The sequence below is a fragment of the Cohnella kolymensis genome, from assembly GCF_000829465.1.
GTDB classification, from domain to species: Bacteria; Bacillota; Bacilli; order Paenibacillales; family Paenibacillaceae; genus Cohnella; species Cohnella kolymensis.
Genome location: NZ_JXAL01000026.1, coordinates 191,484 through 207,841 on the forward strand (window position 1 = coordinate 191,484; position 16,358 = coordinate 207,841).

The 16,358-nt window shown below is 53.1% G+C and carries 17 protein-coding genes, 1 tRNA gene and 2 pseudogenes; all 20 read right to left on the reverse strand.

Annotated elements, in window-relative coordinates:
* Positions 1-7 precede the first annotated feature (7 nt).
* Entirely contained in the window at positions 8-1,582 is a 1,575-nt protein-coding gene (gene trpE / locus SD71_RS17635; protein ID WP_041065998.1) for an anthranilate synthase component I, read from the reverse strand.
* Positions 1,583-2,238: 656 nt separating this feature from the next.
* Positions 2,239-2,601, reverse strand: coding sequence for a hypothetical protein (locus SD71_RS17645; protein ID WP_041066004.1), 363 nt, complete (start codon positions 2,599-2,601; stop codon positions 2,239-2,241).
* 204 nt (positions 2,602-2,805) lie between these two features.
* Entirely contained in the window at positions 2,806-3,174 is a 369-nt protein-coding gene (gene aroH / locus SD71_RS17650) for a chorismate mutase (protein WP_041066006.1), read from the reverse strand.
* Positions 3,164-4,284 (reverse strand): annotated as a pseudogene (aroB, locus tag SD71_RS17655) (3-dehydroquinate synthase). Before aroB ends, aroH begins: the two are co-directional and overlap by 11 nt.
* Positions 4,284-5,452 (reverse strand): annotated as a pseudogene (aroC, locus tag SD71_RS17660) (chorismate synthase). Before aroC ends, aroB begins: the two co-directional pseudogenes overlap by 1 nt.
* Positions 5,453-5,631: 179 nt before the next feature.
* Positions 5,632-5,784 (reverse strand): hypothetical protein, encoded by a 153-nt coding sequence (locus tag SD71_RS24255; protein WP_165418321.1) that lies wholly within the window; start codon positions 5,782-5,784, stop codon positions 5,632-5,634.
* A 61-nt stretch (positions 5,785-5,845) separates the two neighbouring features.
* Positions 5,846-6,658, reverse strand: a complete 813-nt coding sequence (locus SD71_RS17665) for a CheR family methyltransferase (RefSeq protein WP_041066009.1) — start codon at positions 6,656-6,658, stop codon at positions 5,846-5,848.
* Between the two features lie 15 nt (positions 6,659-6,673).
* On the reverse strand, positions 6,674-7,117 hold the full coding sequence (ndk, locus tag SD71_RS17670; RefSeq protein WP_041066011.1) for a nucleoside-diphosphate kinase: 444 nt from the start codon (positions 7,115-7,117) through the stop codon (positions 6,674-6,676).
* Positions 7,118-7,177: 60 nt separating this feature from the next.
* Positions 7,178-8,152, reverse strand: coding sequence for a heptaprenyl diphosphate synthase component II (hepT, locus tag SD71_RS17675; protein WP_041066014.1), 975 nt, complete (start codon positions 8,150-8,152; stop codon positions 7,178-7,180).
* A gap of 24 nt (positions 8,153-8,176) precedes the next feature.
* Complete coding sequence (locus tag SD71_RS17680; protein WP_041066017.1) at positions 8,177-9,031, reverse strand: menaquinone biosynthetic enzyme MqnA/MqnD family protein; 855 nt, start codon at positions 9,029-9,031, stop codon at positions 8,177-8,179.
* Positions 9,024-9,629 (reverse strand): UbiX family flavin prenyltransferase, encoded by a 606-nt coding sequence (locus SD71_RS17685; protein WP_041066302.1) that lies wholly within the window; start codon positions 9,627-9,629, stop codon positions 9,024-9,026. The genes SD71_RS17680 and SD71_RS17685 overlap by 8 nt, the downstream gene beginning before the upstream one ends.
* Positions 9,630-9,649: 20 nt before the next feature.
* Positions 9,650-10,525: a UbiA-like polyprenyltransferase gene (locus SD71_RS17690; RefSeq protein WP_041066020.1), complete on the reverse strand. Its 876-nt coding sequence runs from the start codon at positions 10,523-10,525 to the stop codon at positions 9,650-9,652.
* Complete coding sequence (locus tag SD71_RS17695; protein WP_041066023.1) at positions 10,522-11,244, reverse strand: demethylmenaquinone methyltransferase; 723 nt, start codon at positions 11,242-11,244, stop codon at positions 10,522-10,524. The genes SD71_RS17690 and SD71_RS17695 overlap by 4 nt, the downstream gene beginning before the upstream one ends.
* Before the next feature lie 4 nt (positions 11,245-11,248).
* Positions 11,249-12,124, reverse strand: a complete 876-nt coding sequence (locus SD71_RS17700; protein ID WP_041066026.1) for a heptaprenyl diphosphate synthase component 1 — start codon at positions 12,122-12,124, stop codon at positions 11,249-11,251.
* A 103-nt stretch (positions 12,125-12,227) separates the two neighbouring features.
* Positions 12,228-12,755: a hypothetical protein gene (locus tag SD71_RS22505; protein WP_052476369.1), complete on the reverse strand. Its 528-nt coding sequence runs from the start codon at positions 12,753-12,755 to the stop codon at positions 12,228-12,230.
* A 90-nt stretch (positions 12,756-12,845) separates the two neighbouring features.
* A complete protein-coding gene (gene mtrB / locus SD71_RS17710; protein WP_041066028.1) occupies positions 12,846-13,067 on the reverse strand; it encodes a trp RNA-binding attenuation protein MtrB in 222 nt (73 codons plus the stop codon).
* A 140-nt stretch (positions 13,068-13,207) separates the two neighbouring features.
* Positions 13,208-13,284: transfer RNA gene (locus SD71_RS17715), tRNA-Pro, on the reverse strand.
* Between the two features lie 89 nt (positions 13,285-13,373).
* The gene (locus tag SD71_RS17720) at positions 13,374-13,646 is read right to left on the reverse strand and encodes an HU family DNA-binding protein (RefSeq protein ID WP_041066031.1); all 273 of its coding nucleotides are present in this window, start codon (positions 13,644-13,646) and stop codon (positions 13,374-13,376) included.
* Positions 13,647-13,762: 116 nt separating this feature from the next.
* The gene (locus SD71_RS17725; protein ID WP_041066033.1) at positions 13,763-14,749 is read right to left on the reverse strand and encodes an ABC transporter permease; all 987 of its coding nucleotides are present in this window, start codon (positions 14,747-14,749) and stop codon (positions 13,763-13,765) included.
* Positions 14,746-16,266 (reverse strand): sugar ABC transporter ATP-binding protein, encoded by a 1,521-nt coding sequence (locus SD71_RS17730; protein WP_041066036.1) that lies wholly within the window; start codon positions 16,264-16,266, stop codon positions 14,746-14,748. The genes SD71_RS17725 and SD71_RS17730 overlap by 4 nt, the downstream gene beginning before the upstream one ends.
* Positions 16,267-16,358: the final 92 nt, after the last annotated feature.

Here is a 16,358-nt window from a genome sequence, read left to right on the forward strand (position 1 = left end):
CTGCCTCTTAGTCATAGTCCAAATTTGTACGCCGATCCCCGACAACAACGAGCTCATCGGTGCTTCGCGTGCCGGCCGAAGCTGAAGGAAATGCCGCTTCCGCCGAACGGATCGACTTGAGCATTCCTTTTGCCTTGTTCACAGTCTCCTGATATTCGTTCTCCGGAACGGAATCCCATACGATGCCGGCGCCCGCTTGCACGTAAGCTTTGCCATGTTTGAAAATAATGGTCCGTATTGTAATGCAGGTGTTGAGGCTGCCCGAAAATCCGAGATATCCAATTGCTCCCGCATATGCGCCTCTCGCTTCATTTTCCAGCTCGGCTATAATCTCCATGGCACGCAGCTTGGGAGCTCCGGACACCGTGCCTGCAGGCAGGCATGAGAGAAACGCGTCGTAAAAATCTTTGTCCGGGCTCAGCTGCCCGCTGACGTTGGATACGATGTGCATCACGTGGGAGTAACGCTCGATATCCATGAAGCTGTCGCATTTCACCGTTCCATACGCGGACACCCTGCCGATGTCATTGCGGCCCAGATCGACGAGCATCATGTGCTCCGCCCGCTCCTTCTCATCCGCCAAAAGTTCTCTCTCCAGCGCCTCGTCCTCTTCCGGCGTTGTGCCCCGGGGGCGGGTTCCGGCAATGGGCCTCGTCTCGACTTTTCCGTTATCGACTTTAACAAGGAGTTCCGGTGACGTTCCTACGATCACTTCGTCGTCAAGCTTCAGGTAGTACATATACGGCGAAGGATTCATCGTTCTCAGCACGCGGTACACATGGAGCGGATCCACTTCCGTTTCGATATGAAAACGCTGGGAAAGCACGACCTGAAAAATATCGCCCGCACGAATGTACTCTTTCGCCTGCTCGACATTTTGCACAAATGTTTCCTTGGTCAGATTTGATGAAATTTCGCCGAGCTCCGGATCTTGCGGCGGTGTACCCATGGAAGCCAATGCGGGAAGCGGCTGCCTGATCCGGCGGATCGTTTCGTCGATCGCGTCACACGTTTGCCGGTAGGCTTGCTCTATGTCCCGGTCGGTCGCTCCTTCCGCGATGTGCACATTGCCGATGACAAGAACCTGCTGCTTGAAATGGTCAAAAACAATAATGCGATCGCAGAACATGAAATGCATATCGTCCATATTCAAGTCGTCGATATCATGCGGCGGCAGTTTTTTCTCATAGTATTGCAGCAAGTCGTATCCGAAAAATCCGATCGCCCCGCCTGTGAATGGCGGCAGCTCCGGAATGGAAGGACTCCTGTAGGAGCGGAGCTTCTCCCGAAGAAGCTGCAACGGCTGCCCGGTGTGATGGGTCTCGGTTCGGCCGGCCTGCTCCAGTGTCAGCTTGTTTTTCTTCAACCGGAGAACCAGAAAAGGGTCCGTCCCGATAAAAGAGTATCGCGCCCATTTGACGCCGCCCTCCACACTCTCCAATAAGAACGATCGCTTGTCGCGGCTAAGATGCTGGAACACCCGGATCGGGGTTTCCGTATCCGCCAAGAGCCGGCGAACGACGGGGATCACATTGTATTTGCCCGCCATTGCCTTAATTTGCTGCAGCTCCTGCTGATCCATCGATTATCTCTCCTTTGTTCATGATCGGCCGGAACTTCAGATGCCGGAAAAATAAAAAAGCACCTCTGCTCCGCAGAGATGCGCATAATCGATTAGAGTCGCACTTTAACATCGCGTAACAAAGACACGCAATGGTACAGCAGCTCAGCTCATCTAATCTCATCTCTACTTGGCTCACATCTGCGTAAGTTGCCGTCCCTATGGCCGGCTGTTCCGCAATGTCTAATATGTAACTTACTATATCATTTCGGCGCAAGAAGCGTCAACAGGTTAGCTGGTCCAAATGTGCCTTTGTGCTATATGGATTGGCCCCCGCACGGTCTCTGAATTAAGCCAACAGTTTCATTTAAACCGCTGGGAGCGGCTTAATTCAGCCGGCAGCGCCTTTTCACAGCATTTAAACCGCTCGCAGCGTGTTACTCACCAGAAAAAGCTGCGTACGTTTTCTTCCAACACATATTCATGATGACGGACGGTAGTATACTTCACGGGGCGAAGAATCTTTTTGCTCATAAGTTGCCTGATGATGCGGCGGCTGAATTCGTCGCTGGACTGCAAGCAGAAGCATACATCACGCAGGCGGAGAGGTCGGTTCAGTCTCATAGCATATCGGATGACTTCCCGCTCGTACAACGAAAACTGAGTATAGCTTTGTGTCAAACCCGTGGAATATCGGCCAACAAGCTCATACATCGTTCGTCTGCAGACTTCTGGCCGTTTATCCATGTCATCCTTAGTAAATGGAATATACCTGTAGCCATACATCGCCATTGTACGTATGCGCTGATGCTCAAAGTCAAACCGGTGAGGGTAATGTTCTCGGCATGTACCACAAATCCATCCGCCTCAGCGAATCCCAGCGGTTCGAACACAGCGTCGATGTAGATCTTTACGCCGGTAAGACTAAGGATCTCATGCTCTAAAATAAATCCGTCAAACGATTTAAACACCGGCCAGACAACTGTCTCCAGCAGTTTCTTTTCTCCAGCTGCATGTTTTTTAATTTGCTCCAGACGCATTCCGGATGCCTGCTCATGCTGCTCTTCCAGTAACTTCTCGTAGGCCGACTTAAATATGACATTCCTCTCCCCTCAAAATGCAAAAACGCCGTCTGCTCCGAAGAGACAAACGGCGTGTGCTTCACGCGATATATAAAGGATATCAACAGAGTTAGAATATCATAGTTGGATCAATCATAACAGTACCGTACAACGCGCTGCACGTCATCTGTCCGACAAATCAGGGCGCAAGGCCTTGGCCCGGTTGAGGTACACGTGCTGGATCTGCGATTGCGACAGCTCTGTGTTTACCGAGACCATCAAGCGGATGCACTTCTCCAGGCTGCCTTTCACCGGTATCTCGATCGCGCACATGAGAGGCACAAGGTCCCAACCGTCCATTTGGCGGATGGCGCGTGCCGGAAAAGTTGCGTCCAAATCCTGAGTTACCGTTACAAACACATGCGCGATATCTTCAGGCGAAAAATGATTGACTTCAACGATGCCGTTCAGCAATTGAATCGTGGCATCCAGAATCGCTTTCTCTTCATTCAACTCTACCGTAGTAGCCCCGCGAATTCCTCTAACGCTCATGCTGGTCCGTCCCCTCTCTCAACCCGTCTACGATTTCCTTTACCCACGAAGAAGGAACATCCCGGCGTATTTCCACGACACCGACCGCCGTCGGCACAACAAACACCATTTGGCCTTCACTGAATTTCTTGTCGTGCTGCATCGCGCCCATGATGTCTTCCGTTTTATACTGTGCCGGGATTCGCACCGGCAGACCGAACTTGCGCAATATGCGCTCTGTCTCGGAAGCGATACTCGAATCGTATCCGAATCTCGCTGCCAGCCTCGCGGCCCCGACCATGCCAATGGCAATGGCTTCGCCGTGAAGCACCTCGCCGTAGCCGGCAACAGCCTCTAGCGCATGGCCGATCGTATGTCCCAAGTTCAGAATGGCCCGCACATCATGCTCGCGCTCGTCACGCGAAACGATGATTGATTTCACACGACAGCTTCGTAGAGCGCATACCCAAGCGCATCTGGTTCAAGCCCGAGCAGCCGCTCAACGTTGTCCTCGCACCAGTTCACAAACTCTTTGTTCCATATGAGCCCGTGCTTGATAACCTCCGAGAGTCCCGCTCTCACTTCCCGAGTCGGAAGGCTCGACAGCGTATCCAGATCGTAGAGGACAAATTCGGGCTGGTGAAATGCCCCGATAATGTTTTTGGCCAGCCGGTGGTTGACGGCGACCTTTCCCCCGACACTGCTGTCATGCGCCAAAATGGTCGTCGGCATCTGGACGAAGCGTACTCCGCGCATATAGGATGCTGCCAGGAATCCCGCCAAATCGCCTACGACACCGCCGCCCAAAGCAATAACCGTTGATTGGCGGTCTAAACCCGCTTTCAAAGCGGTCTCGACAAGCTGATCCAGCATTTCGAGAGATTTGGAGTTCTCCCCCGAGGGGACAACCGCACGTGTGACGTGATATCCGGCACCCGTCAGGGATTCCTCGACTTTGGCGGCGAACAAGTTCGCCACCGACGCGTCGGTTACCAGCAGAACAGGCGCCTGCACCGGAAAGTCCCGGTCTCTGAACACTTGTCCCACACCTCGAATTAAGCCGCTCCCGATATATATGGGATAGGATCGGTCTCCCAGTTCCACTGTAAGTTCCCGGGCCTCGCCGATCATCAGTACGCCTCGATCTGACGCAAATAGCTGTCTACGTTGGCCTGAATTTCTTCCATCGAGTCTCCGCCGAATTTCTCCAGAAACGCTCTTGCCACTTCCCAGGTGACTACGTGCTCCATAACGACGCTCGCAGCCGGAACCGCACACGCATCCGAGCGCTCCACTTGCGCGGTAAAAGGTTCTTTCGTATCGATGTCCACACTCGCAAGAGGCTTATACAGCGTCGGAATCGGCTTCATCACACCGCGGACCACAATCGGTTCGCCCGTGCTCATCCCGCCTTCGAAGCCGCCGGCGCGGTTGGAAGCGCGGTGGAATCCTTTGTCCGCCTCGTACAGAATTTCATCATGCACTTGGGAGCCGGGCTTGCGTGCCGCTTCAAAACCGATTCCGATTTCAACGCCTTTAAAGGCATTGATGGACACGACCGCTTGCGCAATCCGGCCGTCGAGCTTGCGATCCCACTGGACGTGGCTGCCGAGACCTGCCGGCAGTCCCGTCACGATGCATTCTACAACTCCGCCGATCGTATCGCCTTCAGTTTTCATTCGGTCGATCAAATCCATCATCTGACGTTCAGCGTCTTTGTCTGCAACCCTCACTGGAGATTCCTCGGTAACTGCAATAAGCTCGTCAATCGGAAGATTCGGAGCTGCCGCCGTCACTTCCCCGATGGACACGACATGCCCTGCTACTTTTATTCCGAATTTCGCCAGCAGTTGACGCGCTATCGCCCCCACAGCCACTCGCGCAGCCGTTTCGCGGGCACTCGAACGTTCGAGAACGTTACGCAAATCTTTAAGATTATATTTCAATCCGCCGTTCAGATCCGCGTGTCCCGGACGGGGACGGTGCACCCGCCGTTTCGCTTCGTCTCCGCCTTCGATCGGCTCGACATTCATGACGGAAGTCCAATGCTTCCAGTCCTTGTTCTCGACGATAATCGCAACGGGAGCGCCTGTCGTTCTGCCATGACGAACGCCTCCGACGATCTGTGCCGTGTCCGTCTCGATCTGCATGCGGCGCCGCGGCCGTGTCCTTTTTGCCGGCGCTGCAGTTGAAAATTCAAAGCTTCGAAATCCAGCTCCAGATTGCTCGGCAAGCCTTCAATAATTGCGGTAAGCTGCGGTCCATGTGTTTCACCCGCGGTTAAGTATCTTAAAGTCAAATCCGGTTCCTCCCTTGGCACTGCCCGTGAACGTCTTTTTTTATTATAGTATAGCATAAAGGGGTTGACAAGCACACTAACGCGTTAAAGCGTTTGACTACAAAAGTAAAAGTATAATGGCAATTTTGTTTACACGCGCCGCGGATGTCATACGGAGCAGCGCACAAAAAAACAGCCCGTCAGGTACGCACGGACTGCTTCTTTTTTGCCGACTGACGAGCTTCTCTCATATATCCGAGCAGTTGCACATTGTCCAAACCGAGTATTTGCGCACATTCATGCACGGAGATCAATCCCCGGCGATAAGCGGCAATAACTTTACGTTTGTCCATGGTTCCCTCCGTTTGGCTCGCGTATCGTTAGTATGGGCCGGCAGCGCGTATTGCATGCATTTTAGATCGTTTTTCTGTAAAAGAAAGTGTCCGCGCTCTCCAATCCGTATTGACCGGGGGAGAAAATCTGCTCCGTGCTTCCGACGAACAGCAGGCCGCCTGGCTTCAAAGCGCGGGCGAACTTATCGTACAATATATGCTTTGCATCTTCAGTGAAATAGATCATGACATTCCGGCAAACAATCAAGTCATAGTGTTCCCCGAATGAATCGAACAGCAAATTCTGCTGCCGGAATGTAACGAGCTTTTTCAGCCTGTCTTCAACTTTAAACATCCCTCCGGATGCCTGAAAATACTTCGTCTTGCAAGTTAGCGGCACATCACGCAACGAACGCTCCGGGTAGATGCCTCCGGCAGCCGTCTCCAAAACCCGCTCGTCCAAATCGGTAGCCAACACGGAGCAGCGGCTCAGTACACCTAATGTGTCCAAAATCATAGCGATCGTATAAGGCTCTTCGCCGGTCGCGCAAGCTGCGCTCCAAATGTTGAGCCGGGGCGATTGCTTGATCAAGTGCGGCAAATATTTGTCCTGCAACACCTGCCACCTGTTCGGATTCCGCCAAAATTCAGACACATTGATCGTCATCCTGTCCAGCAGCTCATTGCGCAGTGAAGTATCCTTGACCAGTACTGCGAAATAAGAGGCAAAGCTGTGAAACCCGTGCTTCATACGCAAAGTCGTCAAGCGGCGGCGCATCTGCGCTTCCTTGTATAGTGAAAGGTCAATTCCGGTGAGGCGCTTAATGTCGACAATGAATCTTGCAAAGTCTTCATCCCCGGACTTGTCAAACTCGGCAAGCTGCCGGTCACCCATGACGCCGCTCTCCTTTTAAATCCATACCTGTATGGCCTTGTCGTAAGAAACCAGTTCCTCATCATTGAAGAAAATGGCGATTTCACGTTCCGCATTATCGGGGGAATCCGATCCGTGGATCAAATTGAAGTTCGTATGTATGGCGTAATCGCTCCGGATCGTGCCGGGGGCGGCTTCGAGCGCGTTTGTCTTGCCGATCAGCGCACGGCATAGGGCAACCGCCTGATCGCCCTCCCAAACCATGGCGAATACCGGTCCGGCGGTAATGAAAGTCAGCAGCTTCTCATAAAAATCCTTGCCCTTATGCTCTGCGTAATGACGTTCCGCCCGCTCTAATTCAACATTTATCAGTTTCGCTGCCACCAGCTTCAAACCCTTGCGTTCGAAGCGGCCGACAATTTCACCGATCAACCCGCGCTGCACTCCGTCGGGTTTCACCATCAGATAAGTTCTTTCCACAAAAGATGCTCCCTTCCTGCAATTAACTGCGTAAACTTCATTTTACCACAAAAAACCAGCTTAATAACTCCTGTTCGCTACAAAGCGGGCGATTTCGGCCAAATTCCTTTTCGCAGCTTGATCGGGCAGCGTATCCAGAGCCTGCAGCGCTTTAGCGACATAGCGGTCGGCAAGCCGTTCCGCCATCGCTATACCTTGACTTGATCGCACCAATTTAACGGCCGCAGAAGAATTAACTGGTCCCTCGGTGTCTCGTATCACGGTAATCTCCCGCAGAAGCTCCTCCCGCACACGTTCATCTTGGAGCGCGTAAATGACCGGCAGCGTTATGTTGCCTTGCCGCAAATCGCTGCCGGGCGGCTTGCCGATCGCCTTCTCGGCGCCGCAGACGTCCAGCAGGTCGTCCGTGATTTGAAAGGCCATCCCTACGTTGTAGCCGAAACGGTACAAAGCATGGCTGAATCTGTCGGGCGCATCCGTAGCCATCGCTCCAAGCTGGCAGCTTATTGCAATCAATAGCGCCGTTTTCCGGCGAATGCGGCGCATATACGTTCTAACCGTCTGATCGACGTTAAAGAAATCGCGAATCTGTTCCATCTCGCCGATGCACATCTGCACGATCGCACTCGACAGGATTTGATGAATACGCGGTTTATCAAGCTCTGTAATTACGGTTAAGGCTTTGGCATATATGTAATCCCCGGTATACATCGCAATCCTGTTATCCCACTTTGACTTGACGGTGGGTTGACCCCGGCGGATATCCGCGTCGTCGATCACATCGTCATGAACCAAGGTCGCCATATGAATTAACTCTAACGGCACTGCCACACGTTTCAGCGTTTCCAAGGAGTAGTTGCCGAAATTCCCGGAAAGCAGAACGAACACGGGACGCAGTCTTTTGCCCCCTGCTTTCAGCAAATGCAGCGATGCTTCGCTGAGCAGCGGCAGCTCGGATGTGATAGCGGCGGCCATATCGTCTTCAATGGCTTGGAGATCGGATTTCATAGCGGCGTACAGCTGCATCAATTTCATAGGTTCACCTGCAGTTTGAAGTTATCAGCGGCGCAACGGCACAGGCCATTCCGACAGATCCACCTGTCTGTCCATCAGACCGAGTTCGTGCGCATATCGGAAATACAGAAGAAGACCGGCTTTTTGATCCGGACCGAAATCATGGTTTAAATTCTGAAAATAGCTGCGCCAGTAGGAAGCTGTGCCGCCGATTTGACGCATTGCTTTACTCACCAGCGGCGTTAAATCGCGGCTGCCGAGCCTTTTGCTTTCGAGCAATCCCTCGTAGATGCTGGCCACGGCCTCAGGATTGGCGTCCGCCGCTTCTCTGCGAACCCCCCAAAGAGCAAAAGACATCCAATGGCCTGTCCACACATTCCATATTTCACCGAGATCCAGCACCCGGTATCCATGATTCTCCCAAGAGGCGCGGATGGCGTGATCGCCGATCAGCAAAGCCGCATCGGCGTTCGCAAGCATCTGCTCCAGGGCCGGCTCCGCATCTTCATATTCGGGTTTCCCGCCATAAAACTTCTCCATAATAATTTTGAGTAAATTGACGGACGTGGCAGATGTCGTTGTCAGCGCAATCTTGCCATGGATCACCTTCTCCAAAGGCGATTTCAGAAACAGCAAGATGGACTGCACACTTCCGAGAGCGCTGACGGACAGATTAGGCAGCAAATAATAGGAATCGGAAGATAACCCGAAAGCGAAAGAAGAAATAGCCGCCATATCGATTTCTCCCGCTTTCAGCTTGCGGTTAAGCACTGCGGGCATTTCCTTTACCATTTCCGCAGGATAACGAAGCGAGAGCGGATCGAAATGATGAAATACGGGCCAGACGTTCGTATAGTCTATGCGGCCGATTCGAAGAGGCCGCGGGAGGCCGTTAGTCATTGGATTCTCCCCATCTTTTGTACAGATTGTGTGAAACGCCCATGCTGTCCATGACCTTGCCTGCCATGAAATTCACGATGTCCTCCAAACTCTGAGGTCCGTTGTAAAACGCCGGCATCGCGGGGATGATCCGCACGCCAAGTCGGGACAGCTTGAGCATGTTTTCCAAATGAATCGCGTGAAGCGGAGTTTCTCTGGGTACGAGCAGCAATGGCCGGCCTTCCTTCAGCATGACATCCGCGGCTCGTGTAAGCAAATTGCCGGACGCCCCGTTCGCGATCGCCGACATCGTGCCCATCGAGCACGGGATGACAACCATCCCTTCGCAGCGGAAGGATCCGCTGGCGATGCTCGCACCTATATCATTCAACGGATGATAGGTGAGACGGCCGTCTTGCATAGATTCTCCGAAGGCCGACTGAAGTGCGTCAATCCGCCGGGCGGCGTCCCATCCGAGCTCTTCCTTAAGCACCCGCCAACCGGCGTCGGAGACAACCAGGTGCAGATGAAAACCGGCATCAAGCAGCTGCCGGCACAAGGTCACTCCATAGATTGCTCCGCTGGCGCCGGTAATTCCGACAACCCAGCGCGTTGCTATAGATCGCTGTGCGGCAACTGCTACCACGTTCTCACCACCACGAGATCAATGAACGTGAATACGAACAAGACTGCGCTCAGAATGCCGTTCATCGTGAAGAACGCCGCATTCAAGCGGCTCAGATCGTTCGGCTTCACCAGCCGGTGCTCGTAAAGCAGCAGGGCGGCAGCCACGACGATCCCGGCAAAATACCACCAGCTTAGGTCCGTCATAATGAGCAAAAGCGCAAAGCCGGCAGCGGTGAACGCATGAAACGCCCGGGCGATATCGAGTGCGCGGGTGATGCCGAACCGCGCCGGAATGGAATGCAGCCCTTCCTTGCGGTCGAAATCCACATCCTGACAAGCATAAATGATATCAAATCCGGCAGTCCATATCGCAACTGTAATATAAAGCACCAGGGAGGCGGGCGTTACGCCGCCGGTTACGGCCACCCAGCCTCCGAGCGGAGCCAAGCCGATCGTTAAACCCAATACCAGATGGCATGCCCAAGTAAATCGTTTCGTATAAGAATACAGAACAAGCATGAATACCGCCAGCGGCAGAAGCTTAACGGAGAGACTATTTAGCTGCGATGCCGCCCAGAACAGCAAGACGAGTGAAATGATGATGAAAACGATCACTTCTCCGGATTTCAGCAGACCCGCAGGAATAGCGCGCGCGGCCGTTCGCGGGTTGCGGGCGTCAATGGCCTTGTCGATGACCCGATTAAGTCCCATTGCAGCAGTCCGCGCACCGACCATCGCCAGTAAAATCCAGCCGCATTCGCTCCAGCCGGGCAGCCTTCCATCGACGGTCACAGCCCCTAGAATCGCTCCCATATAAGCAAACGGCAGTGCAAATATCGTATGTTCGAATTTAATCATCTCTAAAAAAGTACGCAGCTTGGACATCATGCCCCTTCATTCCCCTTTGTTCCGATATGCAGGGCCGCAATGCCGCCGGTCAGCGGATAAGCTTTGACATTGCGCATTCCGACGTTCCGGAACAGCTCCGCAAGAGCTTGCAAGTCCGGGAATGCCGCGAGCGACTCGGGAAGCCACCGGTACTGCTCGTATTTTTTGACCAGCCACTTGCCTAATAGTGGCAGCAGCTTCTCGAAATAAAAATAATAGAGTCCTTTAAAAGGCTGCCACGTCGGCTTGGAAAGCTCCAGGCAGACGATTTTGCCTCCGGGCTTCACGACTCTCTTCATCTCCCTCAGAACTTGAACGATATCAGGCACATTGCGGAGACCGAAACCGATCGTAACGTAATCGAACGAGTTGTCTGCAAAAGGGAGCTCCATCGCATTGCCCTGAACAAGAGTGATCTGATCGGACATGCCGAGTTTGTCGATCTTGGCTTGTCCGATGTTCAGCATATTCTGGCTGAAGTCGAGACCTACCGTGTTTCCCCTGCCGCTGGCTTTGGCCAGCGCAATTGTCCAATCGCATGTCCCGCAGCACAGATCAAGAGATGACTGCCCCGGCTGCACGTCCATCTTGCGCATCGTGAAACGGCGCCAAGCTTTATGCCTTCTGAAGCTCAGCACATCGTTCATCATGTCGTACTTGGGCGCTATACTTTCAAAAACCGCATGAACATGCTGCTGTTTCGATTCGCCGTCCATCATGTTGTTATCCCAGCTCCTTCAATACGGCTGCTCTTTGTGCCGACGCCGCCTGAACGAACGGCTCGATCAGCGGCTGCAGTTCCCGCAGCAGCTTGTCGGATTGCAGCCGCTGCATCACCCCTTGAAGCTGCCCGGTGGACTGGCGAAGCAAACTGCACAGCTTGTCTGCGACATCATATTTCTGAAGCAGCGATGCCATCAGCCCCGGCTCGTCCCTGCGCTCGCGGACTGCGCGGCGGTCGTCTTCGGTACCCTCCTGGAGAATGTGCCACATCCCCCAGCTTCCGTCGAGCGAGCTTGTTTTCTGCAACCGTCTCAGCTCGGCAAGCAGCACTTCGCAGCGGCTGAACTTGTCGACCAGCTCCGGCCAAATGCGTTCATACAGCCCCGTCATTAATCCTCCGAACGACAGGAACAAGCCTGACTTCAGCTCGGCCCCGTAATGCAAGTACTCCTCCGCACCAAGCTTCAACTGGCTCATTTTGGCATATAAGCTCATTTTGATCCTGTTAATTTCGCACACCGCTTCGCTTATACGCCGGATCATATCGATCTGACCGGCTTGCGACAGCAAGTTATAAAAACGGCTGCTGAAATAATCTCCCGCCAGCACCTTCAGCTGCTGGGCTCTCATAGCCATCATGCCATGCTTTCCAAGCGGTTCGTTATCCACCATTTCATGCGTGTCCAGACCCATCTGAACAAGCGATGTCACCAGCGACAAAAGCTCTTTTTGAGCAGCCGCCGCCGGTTGATGGCTTAGTACGTTGTATAACAAAGAAACCCTGCCCTCCGGAAATTCCGGCAAATCGGTGTGCAGGCTGATCATGTCATGATTGATATATTTCTGCGCCTTTTGCGCGATCCGAACCCTCGTCATACTTCAGCCTCCGAACATGCTGCCACGCACCAAAACAGCGGTCTTGATTTCGTTTATTATAACATATCCGTCCATATGAAGCATAAGCCGCCGTTTTTGTTCATCAATTTGCAAAATTTTGCTGCCAGCGCCGACCCGCAGGTGTAATTGCAATCCGAATTTTGCCTGTAATTGCACTGTCGTGAAAACCCGCAGCGGCTTTTAAACGAGACAGCTCTTTAGGCGTCCAATCGAAGAATTTCGTCTCTGCAGCCATGAGCAGAGCCGGATTCCCGTCTTTACCGCCGAATACCCGCAGCAGCAGCTGTCTCACATTGTCCGTTTCGTGAAAAGAGAACAGAATCAGATCCCGGGTATCTGTCCATACCTGGGAAGAATCGGTTTCCTTCAAATCGATCGTCAAAATGGAGTGATCCCAGCTTACCCTCCGGAGCCGCTCCCGCAGCGGAAGTCCGATCAGCGCATCGACAAGATTGTCGTCCGACAAAGCTTCCACCCTGACGGGATCAAACACGGCCGTTTCCTGACGCTTGTGCTTAATGCCCTGGTCGATGAACGGCACTTGCCCCAGCAGGATAATTGCAGCGAGCCCGAGTAAAGAAATAAATGCGAATTGACGCGAAAAGGACATGGATAAGTTGCTCCCTCCTGCAGAGGTATCTTCCTATCCATTGTACAAAAGAAAAAGGCAGGCTATGCCTGCGCTCTGTTGCTTGCAACCTTATTCGTCGGTTTCAACGGTGCCGTATTTCGTCATCACGGTCGCTTTGCCGCGGATTTTTACCGCGGAAGTGTGTTCGGTGAACTGGGCGATCAGCACCTCTCCCCGGTCCAGCTTCTCCGTATGATGAAACTTCGTATCCTGGCCTCGTGTCAGACCGATAACCTGCACTCCGTTGTCTTTCGCTTTCACCACAAAAAAATCACCCTGATTGTTATCCATGGCAATCCCCTTTAGTTGGAATGATCTGCAATGAGTTCATCGTATCGATCCGTCGGCAAGCTCATGAAATACCCTCAAAATAGTGAAACTGCCTTCCCGGAGTGTTACCAACAGGAAAGCAGTATCGACTGCGTATGTAATGGTCGGAGTAGCGGGATTTGAACCCACGGCCTCACCCACCCCAAGGGTGCGCGCTACCAGTCTGCGCTATACCCCGACGGATGAAAGTACGAGAGTGATTATAGCACAGCCTATTAAAGGGTGGCAACCCGATTTGCGGGAGACATCCCGCCACCATCCATTACCTTATTTAATGCCTTCTTTAAGTGCCTTACCCGGCTTGAATGCGGGAATTTTCCCGGCCGGAATCTCAATTTCCACACCGGTTTGCGGATTGCGTCCTTTGCGGGCGGAACGTTCGCGCACCTCGAAGTTTCCAAATCCTACGAGCTGCACTTTGTCTCCGCTCTGCAGCGCCTCGGCTATGACGTCGAATACGGCGTCAACCGCTTGGGTTGCGTCCTTCTTTGACAAATCGGCCACTTCAGCCACTTTAGCGATCAATTCGGTTTTGTTCATGGCATTCACCTCCCATAACGGAAAACAAGCATGTTATCTGTTTATCCGTTTTCAAAGAAATTATACACACACAATGGCGGCAGTTTCAAGCGTGGCGCGATTTTCCGCGATTTCGCTTACGCTTTGCGCCGGCTCAGATGAATAAAAGTGACCGCGAGCGCAAGAACTAGCACCGCTCCTTTAATGATATCCGTCGTGTAATATTGAATGTTGAGCATCGTCAGCCCGTTTGCCAGAACGCCCATCAGAACCGCACCGACAAACGTGCCGATCATGTTCGGCCGTCCGGCGGCGAATACCGAGTAACCTACAAACACGGCAGCTACCGCCTCCATGAGCAGGGGTGCGCCCGCGTCAATTTGGCCGGAGCCGATCCGGGAAGCGAACAGGATTCCGCCGATTGACGCGAATACGCCTGAAGCGACGTACGCGAGCGTGCGAATACGCTTCACGCGCAAACCGGATAAACGCGCTGCTTCCTCGTTGCCGCCGGTCATGATCATCTGCCTGCCCCACCGCGTGTACTTGAAAAACAGATGGACCGCAATGACAGCCAGCAGCATCAGAATAACCGGAAACGGAACGCCGAACAGCTTGCCCTGACCGATCCATAGAAATTCCGGAAGCATCACGCCCGGAGCGGTGCTGCCGTCCGCCATCGGCATATTGTTATAGATGGAGTAACCTTTGGTATACGTCTTATGAATCCCGCTCACTATAAACATCACTGCCAAAGTCGCCAGCAAATCCGGAATCCGCACCTTGACGATAAGGAAAGCATTCAGCAGACCGATTAACGCTCCGACGGCAATAGACACGACAAGCACGACGATCAAAGGCATTTCATACCATACCATCAGCGTCGCGGTCAGCACGGTTGATAGAGACACCGTCGATCCGACGGATAGATCGAACCCGTCCACAGTCAAAGATATCGTAACCCCGATGGCTATGAACGTCACGATCGAAATCGATCGCAATATATCGGTTAAATTGCCGTAAGTAAAAAAGGCTTCGTCGTTCAAAGAGAAAAACAGCACGACCAAGCCGATAAAGACAAGTGCGCCGTATTTGAATGTAAAAGGCAGTAAAAGCTTTTTCACGCCAATTCCTCCCGGCCCGCGCTGGCATAGTACAATAAATCTTCCTGAGAGGCTTCCCCGCGGGCAAATGATTTCACGATGACTCCGTCGCACATGACCAGTATCCGATCGGCAAGTCCCAGCGCTTCGGGAAATTCGGACGTCAAGTACAAGATTCCTTTCCCTTGCCGGGCGAGCTGTCCGATAATACGGAAAATATCGCTTTTCGCGCCGATGTCGACACCTTTGGTAGGCTCATCGAACAGAAACACTTCAGCCTCGGTTCCTAGCCATTTGCCGATCGACACTTTTTGCTGATTGCCTCCGCTCAAATAAGCGGTCAATTGGGAAACGCCCGGCGTCTTGATGCCGAGGCCGGCAATTTGACGGTCCGCATGCTTTCGCTCCGCCGCACCGGACAATATCCCGAGTCGGCTGATTGATTGAAGGATCGGCAAGCTTAAGTTATGCAGCACCGACTCCCGAACCAGAATCCCTTCCTTCCGCCTCTCCTCCGGAACAAGCGCAATCCCCGATCTCAAAGCATCGTTCGGACTACGCAGATCGGCGCGCCGTCCGCCGACCGACACCGTACCTTTTTGCACGGGATCCGCGCCGAACAACGCTCGGGACAGCTCTGTTTTCCCCGCGCCCACCAGGCCTACCACCGCGGCGATTTCTCCGCGGCGCACTTCCAAATCGACACCCTTGACTCTCGGGCCCGCATATAAACCTTGTACGGAAAATAGAGTCTCGCCGATGTCGGCGGACAGCTTCGGATATTCCTCTTCGAAGCTCCTGCCCAACATCGCTCTGACAACAGCCGCGGCATCGATATTTTCGCGTTGTTCGGTAAGTACACGCTGACCGTCTCTCATGACTGTGATGCGATCGCATATGCGAAATACTTCCGGCAGCCGGTGCGTGATGAATATGACGGCGATACCGGACGCTTTCAGCCCTTCCATGATGCGGAACAATTTGTCCGTTTCTTCTATGCTTAAAGGAGCGGTAGGTTCGTCGAGAATAGCCACCTTCGCCTCCTCGGCCACCAGTCTTGCAATCAGCACCATTTGTTTCTCGGATAATGAAAGATTCCGCACAAGCGTTCGAGGGGACAAAGACAAGCCGATCCGCCGCAGCAGCGTCTGCGCCTGATCATGCAGCTTTCGCCAATTGAGCCACTTTTCTCCTTTGGAAGAAGCAATGCGGTCCATGAATATATTTTCAGATACGCTGAGATGAGGGACGAGGGACGTGTCCACTTCTTGATAAACGCAATGAATACCTGCTTGTTTGGCATCTGAGGGAGAATTGAAACGAAAGCTGCGGCCGCCGATTTCAACGGTTCCTTCTTCCGCTTCATAAGCGCCGGACAATATTTTCATCAATGTGCTTTTGCCGGCGCCGTTAGAGCCTAGCAATGCATGGATTTCGCCGCCTCTTACCCCGAAGTCGACGGATTTTAAGGCCGGAACCCCTGCGAACGATTTCGACACATTCCGCATTTGCAGCTCAGCGCCGTTCAACTGTTCCATTATGTATGGTCACACCCCTTTCCTGCCGCGCCATTGGCATTGTAACACACTCTTAAAATGCAGGAAACGGCGCGGTTATTGGCCGCGCCGTG